At 49.6% G+C, this 17,625-nt stretch carries 9 protein-coding genes; all 9 read right to left on the bottom strand.

Annotated features, from left to right (window positions below):
• Positions 1 to 35: 35 nt before the first annotated feature.
• Complete coding sequence (locus tag BMW71_RS15670; RefSeq protein WP_092175946.1) at positions 36 to 1,469, bottom strand: RagB/SusD family nutrient uptake outer membrane protein; 1,434 nt, start codon at positions 1,467 to 1,469, stop codon at positions 36 to 38.
• Between the two features lie 12 nt (positions 1,470 to 1,481).
• Positions 1,482 to 4,871: a SusC/RagA family TonB-linked outer membrane protein gene (locus BMW71_RS15665; RefSeq protein WP_092175943.1), complete on the bottom strand. Its 3,390-nt coding sequence runs from the start codon at positions 4,869 to 4,871 to the stop codon at positions 1,482 to 1,484.
• 104 nt (positions 4,872 to 4,975) lie between these two features.
• Positions 4,976 to 5,965 carry a FecR family protein gene (locus BMW71_RS15660; RefSeq protein WP_177179668.1) on the bottom strand — a complete coding sequence of 330 codons (990 nt, stop codon included), beginning with the start codon at positions 5,963 to 5,965 and terminating at the stop codon, positions 4,976 to 4,978.
• 180 nt (positions 5,966 to 6,145) lie between these two features.
• Positions 6,146 to 6,730 carry an RNA polymerase sigma factor gene (locus BMW71_RS15655; RefSeq protein ID WP_244891193.1) on the bottom strand — a complete coding sequence of 195 codons (585 nt, stop codon included), beginning with the start codon at positions 6,728 to 6,730 and terminating at the stop codon, positions 6,146 to 6,148.
• A 183-nt stretch (positions 6,731 to 6,913) separates the two neighbouring features.
• The gene (locus BMW71_RS15650; RefSeq protein WP_177179667.1) at positions 6,914 to 9,151 is read right to left on the bottom strand and encodes a right-handed parallel beta-helix repeat-containing protein; all 2,238 of its coding nucleotides are present in this window, start codon (positions 9,149 to 9,151) and stop codon (positions 6,914 to 6,916) included.
• A gap of 74 nt (positions 9,152 to 9,225) precedes the next feature.
• Positions 9,226 to 11,505 carry a DUF5703 domain-containing protein gene (locus BMW71_RS15645; RefSeq protein WP_092175936.1) on the bottom strand — a complete coding sequence of 760 codons (2,280 nt, stop codon included), beginning with the start codon at positions 11,503 to 11,505 and terminating at the stop codon, positions 9,226 to 9,228.
• Between the two features lie 23 nt (positions 11,506 to 11,528).
• On the bottom strand, positions 11,529 to 14,354 hold the full coding sequence (locus BMW71_RS15640; protein WP_092175933.1) for a hypothetical protein: 2,826 nt from the start codon (positions 14,352 to 14,354) through the stop codon (positions 11,529 to 11,531).
• A gap of 277 nt (positions 14,355 to 14,631) precedes the next feature.
• On the bottom strand, positions 14,632 to 16,050 hold the full coding sequence (locus BMW71_RS15635; protein WP_092175930.1) for a sulfatase family protein: 1,419 nt from the start codon (positions 16,048 to 16,050) through the stop codon (positions 14,632 to 14,634).
• A gap of 36 nt (positions 16,051 to 16,086) precedes the next feature.
• Complete coding sequence (locus tag BMW71_RS15630) at positions 16,087 to 17,505, bottom strand: sulfatase family protein (RefSeq protein ID WP_244891192.1); 1,419 nt, start codon at positions 17,503 to 17,505, stop codon at positions 16,087 to 16,089.
• Positions 17,506 to 17,625 lie beyond the last annotated feature (120 nt).

The following is a 17,625-nucleotide window of genomic DNA, read 5'->3' as shown; positions in this document are numbered from 1 at the left end:
TGAGATTCGAACATATAGTATCACGATGCGTCTTGCTAATACCCAGGATTTTGTTCCAGATTGGGGTTTCGGTCGATTTCATTTTGAGGAATTGGAAATAGAACATGGTAATCAAAGGCATTCTTACCCCGTTCTATTGCTAATTCAATAAATTTTCCGTGCCGTATTAAATCTTGTCGTCGCAATTCTTCGGTGAAAAACTCCCAGCCCCTTTCTTCAAGGATATGATCACGGAGTTCTTCTTTGCTGGAAAAATCAGCCAACATTAGCGCAGGTACTCCTGCAACCTCACGGACCTCATTGACTAGTGAAATTGCTTCCTCAGATGGTCCCGCTATTTCGTTTAAGGCCTCGGCCCTGGATAAAAGAATATCGGCATACCTTAAAATGGGGAAATCGTTTCCCATGTTTGTACCAACTCCACTAGGGTCCTCTCCAAATTTGAAACTTCTGGAATTGTCAGGTCCCAGATCTATTAAATTCCCATTAACGTCAATATACTCTTGGATAATCACCTGCTTTCTTTGGTCATCCGTGTGAAAAGAGTTTACAAATCCATCCAATAATTGGTATTGTGCGGCAAAGTTTCCCCGAGGGGGAAATTTAAACTGATACGAAGGTGGCGCCGCGTGAGCTAAATAACTAGTGCTTAATCCAGGAATTGGTAGGTTTGGACGAATGTAAATAAATTCGTCATTCTCCTCATTTTCTATATCGAAAAGCGCACTCCTGGAGGATCCGTTAAACAAACTATATTTATTTAAATCAATGACTTGCTGGGCTGTCGCCGCTGCTTCCTGCCATTTCTTATTGTTTAAGTAAAACTTCGTCAATAAACTCAGGGCAATGCCTTTATTCGCCCGCCCGTAGTTCCTTGCCTCCACAGGCAAAATTTGGCTTACAGCTTGTAATTCATCTTCAATGAATCCAATCATCTCCTCCCGACTGGCCCGACCAGGCCTTGCCTCTATTTCCAGATCACTATTGGTGATCAAAGGAACAGGACCAAATACATCAAAAAGGTAAAAATAATTACTTGCTCTAATAAATCGGGCCTCTGCAATTATTTGTTGCTTTCTCGCCTCATCCATTTCGATATCGGGAACTATATCAATTATTAGATTCGATCGATAGATAGCTGTGTAGTCCCTACCCCATTGAACATCTAAAAACGGGTGCGTAGAGTCCCAGGTAAAATCCTCAATTAACTGGGCACTCCTTCGAAGGCCTCCTCCTCTTTGTATCAAGAGGTCGGATGTCAATTCGGAGAGCAACAAATAATCCCTACTGCTTCTTCGTTGATCCGATGCATACGCAGAATTAAGTAATGATTCAGCGTCCTCCGCTGTTCGGAAAAAGTTGCTCGGCCCCAATACCGAATAAACTTCTTCCTCCAATAGATCTGCACACCCTTGGATAGAAATGGCTAAAAAAAGGACGGTAAGTATTTTTATATGACTGATTTTCATTTTTTTCACGGTTTAAAGTTCCAAATTGATTCCCAATGTAAACATTCTGGTAAACGGGTACGCATTGTAGTCGGCTCTGACATTGGACGTCCCAAATGAGCTGACTTCAGGATCCATTCCTGAATAATTGGTTAGCGTGACCAGGTTTTGACCGGATAGGTAAATGCTTGCGTTGGAAAAATACTTACTAGATAGGTTTGGAATTCGATAGTTCAGTTGTACGTTCCTTAATCTTACGAAGGAGGCGTCTTCAATAGCCCGGCTGTTGACAGGCCCCCCATAAGCCACGCTTACTGGCTGGCCGTTCGTATTTTCGTTAGTCGGGTTTTCTGGAGTCCATCGATCCGTGTAAGAGACCGCCAAACGGTTTCTTCGGAAAGAAATGGGATTCTCCGACTCTACCCTGTTGAAATTAAATATCTGGCTTCCCTGAACTCCCTGTATAAAGAAGGATAAATCGAAATTCCGGAAACTGAATGAGTTATTGATACCATAAGTGAAATCTGGAAAAGGTGAACCCAATATATCCCTATCAGCGGGACTAATCTGGCCATCGCCATTGACATCCCTGTATTTTAATTCACCTGGCTTGGCGAGTGGTTGAGGTGAATTTTCTATATCGTCATTCTGTTGGAAAATTCCATCCACAACAAAGCCAAAATAAGAGTTTAAAGGAAGTCCTTCTTGTATTATGGATATATTCTGGGTGAATCCTGCACCACCCTGCAAAATGAATGGTAGTCCAGAAATATCCAACACCTTATTTCTTATCACAGAAAAGTTCAAGGAGGTATTCCAGGAAAACTCCCCGACAATGTTCTTTGAGGAAAGCGTGAATTCAAATCCCTGATTCTCCATGCTCCCTACATTTTGTAGCGAACTGTTAAAGCCTGTCGTTCTTGGAATCGGCAGAAACATCAACAAATCATCGGTCTGCTTGTAGAAATAATCCACGGCTCCGTCGATCCTACCGGAAAGGAAACTAAAGTCCAATCCTAAATTGAGTTGTTTGGTCACCTCCCATTTTAGATTTGGGTTCTGTGCCTGGGTAGTGGAAATTCCAACAAATGGATTCCCATCAAATTGCGCCTGTCCTTGTGTACCAAGTAATATGAGCGAATTATAGTTTCCAATTTCCTGGTTACCCGTTAGCCCATAACTTGACCGAAACTTCAATTCAGAGAAAAAATCCTGATCGCTCATGAATGGCTCATCGATGATTCGCCAACCGAGCGCAACCGATGGAAAGTAGCCAAACTTATTGTTCTCCCCAAATCGGGAGGAACCATCTGCTCTGAATGAAACGGTCATTAGGTACTTGTCAGCAAATGAATAATTCGCCCGACCTAAGTAGGATAATAATTGGTTCCTAAATTTATTGGTACCAATTGCAAACGTACCTTGAGACCCCGCATCTAAATTATTTGTAAGGAAAGCATCGGAAGGAAAGTTTTGTCCACTGGACCTAACGAATCTTCCTACAAATTCCTGATAGGTATAGCCAGCTAAAAAATTAATTTTATGATCATTAATTTCTTTGGTATAGTTGGTCGTCAGTTCCAGCAAGTAATTGCTCCTTTCATTGGATCGGACATCGGCAATTCCACCGTTAAATCCCCCTCGTCTTGTTGAAGTCGCTACATAGTTATCCCGTCTGGATGTTTGCCTATCTGACCCCAGGTTTAATTTTATGGAAAATTCATCATTCAAATTGTATTGTCCATAAACATTTCCAAAGGTTCGATTCGTCTCAGCCATGTCGTATACATCGTTGGCAAACGCAACGGGGTTTTCCAAATTGACAATCGGCGACTGAAAATAATTTCCATTTGCATCGAAAATTGGCATTGTGGGATCCTGATAGATCGAAGAATTAATAACGCCCGCATTTTCATTGATTCCAATACCAAACGGCACAAAATTATCTTCAATAAAACTTGTGTTTAAGTTCATTCCGAAGATAAATTTTTCTCCCGAAAGGTGTTCAATATTCATCCTTCCGGTATATCGCTTAATTCCAGAATTTATTACTACCCCATCTTGATCAAAATAATTCAACGAGGCAAAATACCTCGTTTCTTCGTTTCCCCCGGAAAATGAAAGTTGGTGGTTTTGAACAGAGGCCGTTCTGTAAATCTCCCTCTGCCAATCGGTACCACTTCCCACCTCGCTTATTTCGCTTTGAGAAAACTCCGGAGCCTGATTATTCTCTGCTCTTAAATCATTGAGAAGGGACATGTATTGTTGAGCATCCAACATATCTATCCGATTCGCCACTTCCTGGGTTCCATAATACCCGTTATAGTTGACTTTCATTTTACCCTGTTGCCCTTTTTTCGTAGTAATCAGAATCACACCGTTGGCACCTCTGGAACCGTAGATGGCCGTAGCAGAAGCATCTTTGAGTATCTCAATGGATTGAATATCACTTGGATTTAACGCATTCAATGGATTCCGGGGTGTGGGGTTATTAATTACTCCCGAACTTGGCGTAGATGCGCCGTTATCAATGGGTAATCCATCAATCACATACAATGGCTCATTATTGGCATTTATGGAATTAGCTCCTCTAATTCGTATACTTACCCCTCCTCCGGGTTCGGCACTGGCCTGGGTTATTTGAACACCAGCAGCCCTTCCAACAATCAATTGGTCCACTGAAGTGACTACCCCTGGATTAAAACCTTCTTCCCCAATAGATGCGACAGAACCCGTAATATCTCGCTTCTTCTGCGTTCCATATCCCACCACCACCACTTCTTCCAGCGAGGATTGGTCTTCGCGTAAGGTGATGTTTAGGTTGGTTTGGCTGCCTACCGTGATCCGCTGGGATTCGTAGCCGATAAAAGACACCAGCAAAACGGATCCCTCGGCCGCTTCGATGGAAAAATTACCGTCGATGTCGGAAACCGTACCGGTACTGCTCCCTTCGATCAATACGGTGGCTCCGGGAACCGGCTGCCCCTGCTCGTCCACAATCCTTCCCGTGATCTCCACAAATTCAATGGTGATCGATATCTCCCGCTGCTGTGCAGACGAACTGCTTCCACCAACATAGATCGCATTATTGACCTGCCTGAACTTCAACTTGGAAGCCTGGGCCAGTTGTATGAGCACATCGTTCACAGATTGCTTTCCGGCTTTCAACACGACCGGATCCCGGTCGACAAGCAAATCGTCCGGAAAAATGAATACGTAGTCGGTTTTGGACTCCAGGTTTTTAAACACGTCGCTTAAACTCCAGGCTTTATCGGCCATCCGGAGAAAGGTCTCGTCGATGGGCTTCACCTGTGCTTTGGAGTCATTGGCCAACAAGGTGGTCATGAATAGGCACTGGATAATACAGCCGTAAAACAGGTTTTTCGATACCATCTTGATTAGGTATAGTATTTTTCTTTTCATAATTTTAGGTGTTTTATTGAATTGATTTCAGTAAAGCAGCAGGGTAAAATGTTTCATTTGGCGATGGGAATTTTATCCTGCTTTTTGATTTTTATCATAGGCAATCAAAATTTTATTCGAACATTCTTTTTATCAATTTCGTAGTCAAAACCGAGCGAGAAACTCAAACCGGTCAAAATAGCGTCCAGGCTTTCGTTCTTGAAAAGCCCCGTAACTTTTCTGTTCGTATCGCCGCTGCGCTCAAATCGGACACCGTACCAGTGCTCCAGGGATTGCAGGATCTCGCCAAAAGGCTCGCTTTGGAACCGGATCATCCCCTCCTTCCATAACGTTGTCTGCATGGGATCAAACGTCCCTTTGCGTAATGCAGAATGGGCATTCAATTGGACCGAAGCCATCTCGCCCGGCTCTAGCGAAAGCTGTTCGTCCTCCCTGGCAACGGCTACCTTGCCCTCCGTCAGTGAAATCCGAACGACTTCCTCTCTGGCATAGGCATTGAATGCCGTGCCCAAAGCCGTTGTTTTTACCGTACCGGTCTTCACTTCAAAGGGCCTTTCCTTATCCGGTGCAACGGTGAAGAACGCCTCGCCCTCTAACTCGATCTCCCGGGTTCGAACGCCAAAGTCCGAATAAAACGTGATGGTGGAAAGGGAATTGACAATCACCTCGGACTGATCCGGTAAGCGTAGCGTCAACTTTTCTCCGGCCTGCGTATGTTTCTGTATTTTCGTGGGAGGAAGTGCTGCCAGCGGTTCTACGGTGTCTCTTTGAAGGAACGCCTCGTGCAGGTAAAAGGCAGTAAAAGCAACCAATAAAAAGGTGGCCGCCATTCGGCCAAACGTAAAAAAGAATCCAAAAACCTGCGAAGCTGGCCGCTGCCTCTGGTGTTTCACAGTGGCCCGATGGATCTGCTCCAGCAATTGCCGTTGCTTGGACTCGGTCACCTGTGGGAGCGCTTCCGCTTCCCACGTCTTCCGAAGCATGTCGATAAAGCGGTCTTCCGCTCCATTTTCTGCCAGCCACTCGGTGACCTCCCGATTCTCTTCGGGCGAAGTGCGGTTATTCAAAAATCGGATCAACTTTTCTTCTTTCAAAACGCGGGTTGTTTCAAGCAATACACTTGAAACAAACATATTACGTAAAAAAATAAAAAAATTATTCTACCCCAGCATCAACCGGGCAGTTGATGGAAATTAAATTTGGAATTTACAGTATAAATTGTTAGAAAATTTGGTTGTTTTTCAACGCAATGGGACTCGAAAACAACCGGTACTTTACAGAAAAAGAAACAGCAGCGGTCCGTACAGGGAGGTTTTATGCATCAGTTCCCCCTTTAGGAATTTCGTAGCCAGGTAAATGTGGTGTTCAACCGTCCTTCGTGACAGGCACATCCGGGAAGCAATTTCATTGGGGCTCAAACCCTCAATCTTATTCAATACAAAAACCTGCTGCTGGGTTTTGGGCAAATTTCGAATCAGCTCTGTGGCTGCATCTTCCAGTTCTTTGTAGGTCAACTTTTCAAAAACGTTTTCCGTACTTACGCAATACTTTTCCGGAATATCCTCGATGGTACAGTTTTTCTTTTGGTTTCTTAATTTATTGAGCAGCTGATTTTTAACGGATTGGAACAAATAGGCTTTGAAGTTTTTGTTCTCGTCCAGGGATTTTCGTCCCTCCCAAATTTTTATAAATATCACTTGTACGGTCTCCTCCGCCTCCATTTCATCGCTCAGGTACTTGTAGGCAAAACCGAGTAGTTTGGGCAGAAACCGGTGGTACAATTCGTCAAAAGCCTTCATATCCCCTTGCCTAAGGGAACGTACCAACTCCTTTTCACTTTGGTGTATAAGCGGTCTCAATCTCCGGGTTTAAGTTAATCGATGAAATTCCTATCGGGCCCTATGGCTAAAAACCGCATAAGAGCATACCGACAAGTTTTTTCTCAGGGTTTCCCCTATGACAACTAAATGTAAAAAAAATAACTGAATAAACTAATCCTTCGCTTAAAATCCAGGCTTATCGTAGCGAAACCGGGACCTAACTTATTCCGGTAATTCGGTCCGAAACTCGTCCCGGTACAGACCCATTTGGTCGAAGGGTAGGGCCTCAAATCCCTCGATTCGTTTGAATACCTCGGCATGGGGTTTCAGGTTGAAATTCCCGTTTTCGTAATCAACAAATCCCGGATCTTCGTCTGTCCGAAAATTGTTCACCGATTCGAATTGCGCATGTTCCCCACCCATTCGGTGCACCGGGTCTTCAGGCCCACCCACGATAAGGTTTCCTAACAGGACATTTCTACGCGCCCGCATGCCTTCCCATTCCTCGCCTTCAACTATCGGATGCAGGTAATTTCGTAGCCCGGGATACCGCTCTGAATAGGGTGGCTGATCCACAGCGATATTTTCCAACAGGCGCCTTCTCAGGAGACCGGCTTCGCCAAACATGGAAGGGCCTCCGCCACTATACCAGGTGTAATAATGAGCCGATACGACCGCCGTATGGGCTAGGGGCTCGATGACCATATTGTTTTTCATGGTCAAATCCCAGCCACTATTGGTAAAAAGCACACCGTGTTTGGTATTCATCTTATAAAACACGTTGCCGTATACCAGTACATCGGTGGTGGAATCATCGCAGTAAATGCCCATGTTCATGCGCTCGGGGTTGCCGCAATGGTGAAAATAATTGTACCGTAGCACATTGCCGCGGTCACTGGGGTCCCGGCCAATGTACCAGGGAGAGGTATCGTCCGAATTGAGCGTCACGTGGTGGATGTGGTTGTACTCAAAAAGGTGTTCGTTTCCATGCACGTATATTCCCTGCCACTCGGAATCGAATATCTCGCAATGACTGATCCGGTTGCCCACGCCGTCAACATTGATCCCTGCCCACAGAAATTTGTTGCGCCGATTATAGGCGTGCACCTTACAGTTTTCTACATAATTATTACCCGGTATCAGCTTGCGCTTATTTCCCCCGCTTACATAAATCCCGCCGCTACCGGTGTTGTAGACGTCGCAGCTCAGAATTCCGTGATTGGTTCCGGCTTTTCGGTCCCAGTGGGTGTATTTGTAAATATGCCCCTGCAAATTGCCAATTCTACGGGACACCGGCACGCCCTCGTAGTCGTCATGGGTAATGAATGGGAAGGTTTGCATTGCCCCCTGCCCCATAAATATCCCACTGGTACCGACGTTACGAACGGTGCATCCCGCTATTAAATTTCCGGTTCCCCGTTCCAGGTAGATACCAATGCCTCTGCCCACTTCTACCGTCAGGTCCCGAATGACCACATGGCTTGCTCCTTCCAGGCTGATGATGGGGTCTTCCAGCAGGGAGACCATTACGGAACCCTCGGCAATCGAGCTTGGTGGCCAAAAATACACCATACCGGACTGCCTGTCCAGGTACCATTCGCCCGGACGATCGAGTTCCTCAAGAATATTGTAGGCGACGTAGTGCTGAAAATCCCGCCCGCTCCCTACACCGTACAGGGAAGGCATGGCCAGTCTCACCTGTTTCGTTTTTGGGTTGATCGATTCCACTCGTATATTATCGTCCGCAAAGCCGTACATAAAAGTTCCCTGAAACCACACATCGTGCTGACCGACCCAGGCCTCGTGGCGGGGATCGGTGTATTCGAAAACTCCGCCGCGGTTACTGTAGTCCTGATTTCGAGGCACGGAACCGGGGTCAATGACTGTTCCGATTTTCACGTATCCTTCGTTCGGGTACCTTGCCAGGGTCATGGCTTCGGCATTGAAGAACAGCTCCAGGGGCGCAGGAGTAACGGGCATGGCATGGCCGTATTGGCGGATCGCCCCGAAATCGTTCCTACCCAATTCCTTCAAATTGGCCTGAAGTACTGCGTTTCGGGCACCGGTTGAAAGCCGCTGGAGGACGGTGGGGTCCGACACCTTTTTGAATGCTTGCGCGGGAATGATTTTTCCTCCGGTGATGCGTACCTCCTCTCCGGGCATTGCCCGCCATACGATCGGCGCATCCGGCTTTCCGGAATCGTTTTCATTCAGGACCAGGGACTGCGTCTGCGCGTAGTGCCCGCCCGCAATCCAAATCGTTAGTCCTCCCTGGGGCAAGTCGTGGGTTACCGTGTACTGACGAAGCAGGTCGCGTGCTGCCTGCAAGCTGCCCACCGGTTCCTCCCGGGTACCGGGGTTGCTATCCTGCCCCCTACTGGAAACAAAAATATCCTGCCCCTGGGCTGCTACCACCAGATTGAATAAATAGATGAGGCTTGCAGTAATCGATCGTCTCATGGGATGCAAATGGGTTTTCATGGTGTAGTGGGGAGCGGAATTATCACTCCCGGCCTCCGCTTTCTTTTCTTGTTTTAAAACGTCTGCACGATGACTTCGCTCCGCATTTCGGGCGAAACGTGCAGGTAGGTGATTTTTCCGTTTTCCAGCTTTCCTTCCACGGTGGTGTTTTGCGGGGCATGCAACTTAAACGCCACGTCCCAGTGTTTGGGCCAGGCAGGAAACAGGTACAGTTCATCCCCCTCGTATTGCAGCAACATCCGCTGCAGAGCAATCATGGCAACGGAACCGTGGCATTGGTCGGGCGTCCAATCGTAATTTGGGCCCCACATGGTGGGAAAGCGGTAGGCAGTAGTACCGGCGTTGAAATAGGCAGCCATCAGTTCGGCAGCTTCCTCGGTAAGTCCCAGGTAAGCCGCCTTGATGGAATGCTGCTGCCAGCCCCGGTTTTCCCGGGACTCGCGGGCGATAAACGTACGTATGGCCAGGTCCAGGCTGTCTTTCCCAACGCCAAATCGACGGTAGGGAAAAATGGCATACAACTCTGGATTTTCAATATTCTGCTTCCCACTGTAGGCATGTGCCGGAGCCAATCGCTGCTCCCCAGCTATCTCCCGCACGGGAATTTCCGGTAGCTCTCCCAACAATCTGCGGTAGCTGGCTCGTTGGGCTTCGGTCAGGAATGACTCCGGCAATGCGAGTAATTCCGAACAAACCCTGGCGATCCCCACAATTTCCGGCAGGGGATTGACTGCCTGTTGGTAGGTCTCCAGGGCCATGGCCGGGTCAAACAGTATCTTGCCGTTTTCGTCCCGCTCCCAATGCTGATCAAAAAAGCGCATAACGGCGATGACCACGGGAAGAATCAGCGTTTTCAGGGTTTCATCGTCGCTGGTAAAGGCGTAGTAGTCCAATCCCATGAGCGAAAACTCCAGTCCGCTTTGCCAGTAATACCGGATAAAGGTATTAACCGGTGTACCCAGCGGAAGGCTATCGGGACGGTCAAGGCCGTAATTGGCCTCGGCAAATGTGCCCCAGTGCCGCATGGTCTCCAAATAAAAGGCCCCCTCGTGCCCGTAGTAGGTTTTCGTGGCGTATTTTCGGATGTCGAGGATTTCCCGGTATAAGCTGAAAAGCGGCTGCATCAAATCAAAGTCTCCTGCTTCCAGCATGGACCAATACGGGAGGCGGGTGTTTTGCCACCAGTAGGGCCCACCCCACTGACGGTAATCGGCGTCGAATCCTCCGTAGCGGTTGTCCAGGTGCTTGGTATCTACCGTGAAGATGGACCCGTTGAATTTGATCGGGTACCTGCCCCTTCCCGAACAGGCATGCATGTAGCGTTGAAGATTGTAATTCTTTGAGACATTGGCCACTTTTTCCTTTTCCTGTTCCTTTTGGCTGCTCACAAAAATATAGCTTCTGTCCCAAAAGGACTGCCACCAGTCGGCATGGGCTTCTCGGCGTTGTTCGCGGGATCGTGCAGTTACGTTTCGGGCGAGCTCACCGATCGCTTGTTCCCAATCACCCAGACTTTCGGTTTGGGCCGTCAATGCGACTACGGATACCGAGAATTGATTCAAGGCCTCCATTGATTCCAGTTTGCCGGGGGAGGTTTTTCGCAAGGCCTCCGAATGGATGAGCGCTCCAAAAGTCGCGTGTAGCAAAGGATCCTTTCCTTTCGCGATAAACCCTTCCAATCCTTGCATTTTGAGGTTTGCCTCCCATATGGACGCTTCGTTTCGGTGCGCCCAGACCAGGCTTTCCGGATCCCGGTCAAGGAGGCTGTCTTTCGCTACCTGGATGGACTGCAAGCCGTAGGCCGAGTGGATTTCCACCTTATCGGCGATCTCCCGTGGCTCGAGTCTCCAGGGTTCGGTGGTCACCGATGCGCTGATCTCCTTCCGGCTTTTTACGTCCAGTTCTACCACAGGGTGGTTGGCGTCGACCCAGACCTCTATTTCTACCCGGTCTTCTGAATTTCCCGCCTCAATGTGTATGTAGCCGTCCCGCAGGATCAGTTCCTGCGAAAAGGAATTTCCTTCCCGAAACGGGTTGGGAGACAGGGCCAAGCGCACCTTTCCCAACTTCAGCAAACGCGCATTCCCACTCCAGGCATCGGTTTTGGACAGGTAAAACACGACATCTCCATTTTCCTCCACCCAGAAGTTGATGCCGATATCGCCATTTCCGGCCGGCATGGAGCCCAGGGAATTTTTTGAGGGACTATCCCAGCGAACGTTGTAATCGTCCAGCCCGGGAAGGAACGGCTTGCCGGAGGGTTCAGCCGTCTGCGCCTGGGCCAGCTGCCCGGTAAAAAAGAGTAAAAGAACAAAAAGGGTCTGAACATACATGGTTTCGGTACGTTAGCGCGGGGTTATTTTAACACAAAATAGCGGTATCCCCGTGCAGGAATGGTGACTTCCACATTCAGGCTGTAATCGCGGGCTACGGATAGGGTCTTCGGTATTCCCCATTGGTCTTCCAGCTGCACCTGCTCGTGTAGCCCGGTATAGTATACCGGAACCCGAAGGGTTCGGGTGATTTCCTGGTTCAGGGGATTGTACAGCATAAGCAAGCCTTTTTCTTCCCCGCTTGGGTTTACGTGCAGGATACCGTCCCAATTGCGGCCATCCGGCCGCCTCAGGTGGATGAGGTCTGCATCCAGGACCTCCCGGTGTTTTTTATAAAAGCCCACCCATTTCTCAACCAATGCTTTGGTTTCGGGCGCATCGTACAATTGCGGACCACGGTAGCAGGCCTGCACGCCGGCGCCAAAGAGGTTGGCCAGGCGTTGTTCGTAATGCGGCAGGTGCGCTTTTAGTGGTTCGATCGTGGCGGCTTCCCCTCCCCCATGGTATTGTACCAGCGGCACAAACATCCAGCCCATGGAGGGCGTCTTGGTCCAGGTCCCGTCGTAGATATTTTGGCGCTCGATGATTTCCTGCTGGGCCCGGGGCAGGGACCAATTGGTTTCGCGGTAACCCATACCGGTTTTGTTGCTGCCTGTAAGAAAATAGTAATCCGGGACGTTCAGGTAAATCCCCCGGGAACGGGCCCATTGGTAAAATTCCGAAATCCGCCGGTATTGGTTCCATTGGGAATCGGCCAGTCCCTTGTGTCCGGGATGATCCGTTGCCGCACACACATCGCCTGGATACGAACCGTCGTGCTCCAGGATATCGAGTCCGGTAGTGCGGTATAGATTATACAGGGTTTCAAAATAATCGTGGCCCCATTCGCTTTCCAGACAAGGTGAATTGCCAAACCGGGGTGTCATCCCCTCGGGCATTACCACGTCGTTTCCACCTCCAACGCGGCGACTGGCCAATAACGAATACCCGCCCAGGGCGATTCCCTTTGCATGGGCGTAATCGGCCAATCCTTTCAACCTGTCCAGGTTTTCCGGACGGCCATCTTCGGCATTGAATCCACTGCCAAATGTCATGATCACCATTTCAAATCCCACCTCGGCACTCTGGTCAATCGCTTTTTTCACCGCTTCCGTGTCCGCCGAACGGACGTGCATCAGGATGGGGTTTTCGGTCACCCAGGGCGCCAGGGAGCGCATCATGCGCCGGTGCTCCAAGCCTTTTCGTTCGCGGTCCCAGCTATCGTGTAGCAGTTCCCATACCCGATACGATGAAAAGGAGGCCCCCGGGTTCAGCTCCTGCTCCGGCCCGTATTTGGGCGATACCTCCAGCAAAACGGGCATGGTGCGCTCGTAGTTGACCTGAGTTTTGTACAAGGGATCCGGTTTCCAGGCAATGCTGGAGCGCAAGACGTTTTCGGAGGTCATGCCGCCGAAGTTGTAATCGGTTTCGATCGTTACATTGGGAAGCTGCCACTGCTCCCGGCTATCGACGGTACTTTCGGGTTCAGTCACCGCCAGGATTTCACTGGTAAACGAATTGACGGTCACCAACCTGTCGGAGCGATTTTCAACGGTAATCCATTTGCTGAACACCGGGAGGCCGTCGTATAATTCGTAGTGCACGTTTACGGTTATACCCAGCAGGTAGCGGTAGGATGCCAGGCTGGCATCTTTTGCATTGGAAGAAATTTCCCCAAGCATAAAAAATTCGTCGATTTTGCTGCGGCCAATGGCTCCTTTTTCGGAATGGTCGGTATTACCGCCCGATGCATCCATTTTACCAATACGGACCTGTTGTGGCGCCTCCTGCTGTGAAACCGTACCCACTGCCTGCCAGTCCTCTTTGTCGTGGGACCAGCTCGCCTGCAACTGACCCTTGGTCCATTCCATCCGCAACCAAACCGGTTTCCCGCTTTCCGGGCCGGGCAGACGTTGCTCCTGCTGCCCGTTGTAAAACCCGATCGCGTTGTCGCCCGGACGAAGGTTGACTTTGATCACCTTGTCGGAAAACACCAGTCCGAGCCCGGGTCCCCAACTGCTGCTCCGGTCCGTACCCGGATCAATTTTCGCCAGAAAAACCCTGGCTTCCGGAAGCACCGGCTGCTCGGCATACACCGCCGTATGGGCCAAAGCCATGATTTCTCCCGCTTTCCCTTCGTTGATAAAGGAATTTCGTTCGTGGGCAGGTGATTCCATGCGTTTCCAATTTTCGTGCAGGGTAGCGAAAGAGTCTCCGAACAGGATTTTGCGACTTTCGTCCGCGATTGATCGTTCCGAGAGCACCTGTATCGCCTCTTCGTCCAATTGGTAACTAAAGACAAGTTCCTTTCCCGGTGCCGGCCAAGGCATGTCTTTGGGCATCCATTCGGGTCGTTTTTTCCAGGCAAAACGCTCCTTGGTGTTTTCGACGGTATGAGATACCAGTTTGAAGGACCCTGGATCTGCTTTCATGGAAGCGATCCATTCCGGAAGCAAATAATTGTGAATGGGCTGCCCGGTTAGTCCGCCCACGTCAAAAGCGATTCCGTTCAACTGAATGGCTGCTTCGGGACGCACCGAGCGCAAGAAGGACTCCCCGGTCTGCAGGTGTTCCAGTCCGATGGTCGCCCCGTTCGGCGCGGTGGCAAAGGTCCGGCTCACCAGGCCGTTGCGCAGCACCAGGTGACCGTCTTGGGTGGTTTGCACGCTGGCGGGCTGATTGGAGCGATAGAGAAGCCAGTCGCTTTCCGCGGCCAATGGTGCCTTTTGAGCAATGGGTGCTGCCTGCTGTGCCGGGGCAAAGAGAGGGCCTACGCAGCAAATTAGGAAAACAAAAAAGCTAATTTTCATCTGTTTTTACTTTGATTTTCTTAGGTCATACCTTGTTTTGTACCGAAGGTCGGGATGGAATCTCGCTTTCATTATCATCCCTTCCTGTGAAGGGTACGGCAGCCCCGATGTCATGTGCTTATCATGGCTTCTTGCCGGTCACCACTGCCACCGATTCCAGATCGGGAAGACCGCCTACAGATTGTAATCTTCCATAGCCGCCGATGTATCGCATTCGGTAGTAAACCAGGGATGGTGTGCGCCCTTCTTTAGGGCTACTTTTCTCTTGATCCGGTATTTAGGGAAGAATGGTGCCCAGCGGGTCGTTTACCGCCCGCTGTTGATCGGCCAGTAAAACCAACAACTGCCGTTTCACTCCCTCATAGGCCGGGTCGTCCGAACGATCCCGTAATTCTTTTGGGTCTTTTTCCAGGTCAAACACCAGGGTTTTATTCAATTTCGGGTAGAAAATCAATTTGTATCGGTCTGTCCGTACCATCCGTTGCAGGTTGAGGTAGGAACTGTAAATGCTCGGATAGGCGCTTGGCGCATCCTCCTTGATGTAAGGCATCAGGCTGTTGAAAACGGTAGTTTTTGGTTTTTCGATGCCAGCAAGGTCCAGGATGGTGGCACTGACGTCTTGCAGGTACACCTGTTGCTGGTATTTTTTTCCTTTCGGCACACCCGGGCCTACCAGTAGCAGGGGAGCGCGGACGCTGTGGTCAAACATGTTTTGTTTTCCCATCAAGCCGTGATGGCCCACCGCCAGACCGTGATCGGCCGTAAATAAAATGTACGTGTTGTCGGCTTTGCCGGATTGCTCCAGCGCATCCAGTATTTTCCCGATCTGCGCATCCATGTGGCTGATGATGGCGTAGTACTCCTGTATGTTTTTTCGGACCGAATAGGCGGTCCGGGGAAAGGGAGCCAGGGCTTCGTCCCGTAATTTTTCACTCAACCCGATGCTGTCCTTATACGGGTACCTATCCATATGACTGGCTGGTAAGGCAATGCTTTCCACGGGGTACAAATCGACAAATTCCTTCGGCGCCTGCCGGGGATCGTGGGGGGCATTGAATGCCAGGTACATCATAAAGGGCGATGCCCGTTTGCTCGCCTGATCCAGAAAACCCAACGCATCATCCGCCAACACCTCGGACCAGTGCTTACCTCCCTTCCAAAACCCCTCAAAGCGCGTATCCCAGGGTTGCCAGGTGGTATCTGTCTCGCTTTTGGGGCGGCTGTAGCCTTCAGGTGTTTGGTTGGGCATGCCGGGTCTGACGTGTACCACGTTTTGAAAAACGCTTTCTGCATCCGCTTTTACGTGCCATTTTCCCGTCATGTAGGTTTCATAACCTGATTTTTCGAGCAATTGGGGCCAAAACTGACCCGCATCGGCCATTTGCTGAAAGTTTTTTTCCTGCGCCTGCGCATCCCATACCGAAAGGCCGCTGATCATCATGGCCCGGCTGGCCACGCAAACGGCACCGTTCCAGGCGCCCATATTATAGGCATGGGTAAAGGCCGAACCTGCTTTGACCAATCGATCCAGATTAGGTGTAAGCACCTCCGGATGCCCAAGGGCGCCGATCAGGTCGTAGCGTTGGTCATCGGAAAAGATGAAGATAAAATTGGGTTTCTCCTTACCGGATTGCTGCGCTTGTGCTAGTTGCATAAGCGATAAGGTAATCCCTAGAAAGAGTAGTTTGATGTTCATGATTTGGGTTTCTGTTAAATACGTGTAGGAACAGGATCAATAATCTGCTCCGCGATTGCTTTTTTCACAAGAGAGGAGCCAATTTTCCAGTTCCCCGGATAATGCGGCTACTTTTTGAGGATGTGCCGCAGCGATATCGGTTGTTTCACCGGGATCATGGATCAAGTCAAATAAGGCGAAATTTTCTCCATTATCTGCCGAATACAATTTGAATTGGTTATCCATGATGACCTGTTGGTTTTGAAACCGAAAAGCGATGGTGGATGCTCGCGTTTGCTCATTTTCCTGAATTAGTGGAAAAACATCGGCACCGTCCAGGGGCTTCACTCCCTTTTGCTTATCAATGCCCAATATACCCAATAGTGTCGGAAAAATATCACTGGTAGAAATCGGAAGATTGGTTTTCTGTCCCCCGTCAATTTTTGCCGGCCATTCGATCAGGGCGGGAACGCGGATACCGCCTTCGTACAGGCTGCGTTTTCTCCCCCGAAACGGTCCGGCTGATCCCTGAGTCCGGTTGACCGGTTCCGGCCCCTCCGGTCCATTGTCGCTGCAAAACAGAATCAGGGTATTTTCGGCAATTCCCTTCTCCCGGAGAACGCTTCGTAGCCGTCCGATCTGTTCGTCCATGGCCGTTATGCTGCCGTAATAGTGTTGTTGGTCTTCGGACAAACCGGCATACAAATTTCGGTATTCGGGTCCTGCTACCACCGGTAGGTGGGGCGTATGAAACCAGATGACCGATAGAAAGGGTTGGCCCGTTTCCGCAGCCCGGTGGATAAAGGGAATGACCCGATCCATGATGACCCGGGAATCGTCTCCGGAGAGGTTATCCGTAACTTTTTGGTTTTCTCCCGACCAGTAGTAGGTACCAAAATGCTCGCCCGGCACCCGCTTGCCAATATCTCCCGCAGTAGGGCCCGGCGTGACCATGGGGTCCCAAGTGGGTACCTTGGATTCGGTAGAAAAGGAGACGTCGAAGCCGTTTTCCCAGGGCGGTGCATAATGGGCTGCTCCCCGGGGGCCTCCCCGATTGGCATCTTTTTCGGTCACCGTCAAGGTCCCCAAGTGCCACTTCCCAAAATGGCCGGTGGTATACCCTTGTACTTTTACCAGTTCGGCCAGGGTGAGTTCTTCTTTTTTCATGTGTCCGGTATTGGCATGGGTGATGCCGTATCGTTCCGGGTGCCTGCCGGTGAGCACACTTGCCCGCGTGGGCGAGCAAACGGCGGAGGCCGCATAAAAGCGACGCAAGACCAGACCATTTTGAGCCATGGCATCGAGTGCTGGGGTTTGGATCATTTCGTTTCCATTAAACCCCACGTCTCCCCAGCCCAGGTCATCGGCCATGATCAGGATGATGTTGGGGGAATCTGGGGTTTGCCCAAAACCCATGGTCCCCAAAAAACAAAAAGAAACCAGAAATACAAAACTAATTTTTCTTTTATTATTCATGTAGTTATACTTGTTACGTGACGATCACCTGCCTTGCCCAATGTGAAATCAAGAGGATCTCGCCTGTTTCCTCCGATATTTTTCTGGATTCGGCATCTTCAATTTTCCTGGCTGCATAGA

The sequence above is a fragment of the Cyclobacterium xiamenense genome (genome assembly GCF_900109255.1).
GTDB classification, from domain to species: Bacteria; Bacteroidota; Bacteroidia; order Cytophagales; family Cyclobacteriaceae; genus Cyclobacterium; species Cyclobacterium xiamenense.
The sequence above is the reverse complement of the archived record's forward strand: the minus strand, read 5'-3'. Positions and strand labels throughout refer to the sequence as shown.

Bases quoted from the DNA above. Each gene is read 5' to 3' on its own strand.
- BMW71_RS15635 (WP_092175930.1), bottom strand. From the start codon at position 16,050: ATGAACATCAAACTACTCTTTCTAGGGATTACCTTATCGCTTATGCAA.
- BMW71_RS15640 (WP_092175933.1), bottom strand. From the start codon at position 14,354: ATGAAAATTAGCTTTTTTGTTTTCCTAATTTGCTGCGTAGGCCCTCTC.
- BMW71_RS15650 (WP_177179667.1), bottom strand. From the start codon at position 9,151: ATGAGACGATCGATTACTGCAAGCCTCATCTATTTATTCAATCTGGTG.
- BMW71_RS15630 (WP_244891192.1), bottom strand. From the start codon at position 17,505: ATGAATAATAAAAGAAAAATTAGTTTTGTATTTCTGGTTTCTTTTTGT.
- BMW71_RS15665 (WP_092175943.1), bottom strand. From the start codon at position 4,871: ATGAAAAGAAAAATACTATACCTAATCAAGATGGTATCGAAAAACCTG.
- BMW71_RS15645 (WP_092175936.1), bottom strand. From the start codon at position 11,505: ATGTATGTTCAGACCCTTTTTGTTCTTTTACTCTTTTTTACCGGGCAG.
- BMW71_RS15670 (WP_092175946.1), bottom strand. From the start codon at position 1,469: ATGAAAATCAGTCATATAAAAATACTTACCGTCCTTTTTTTAGCCATT.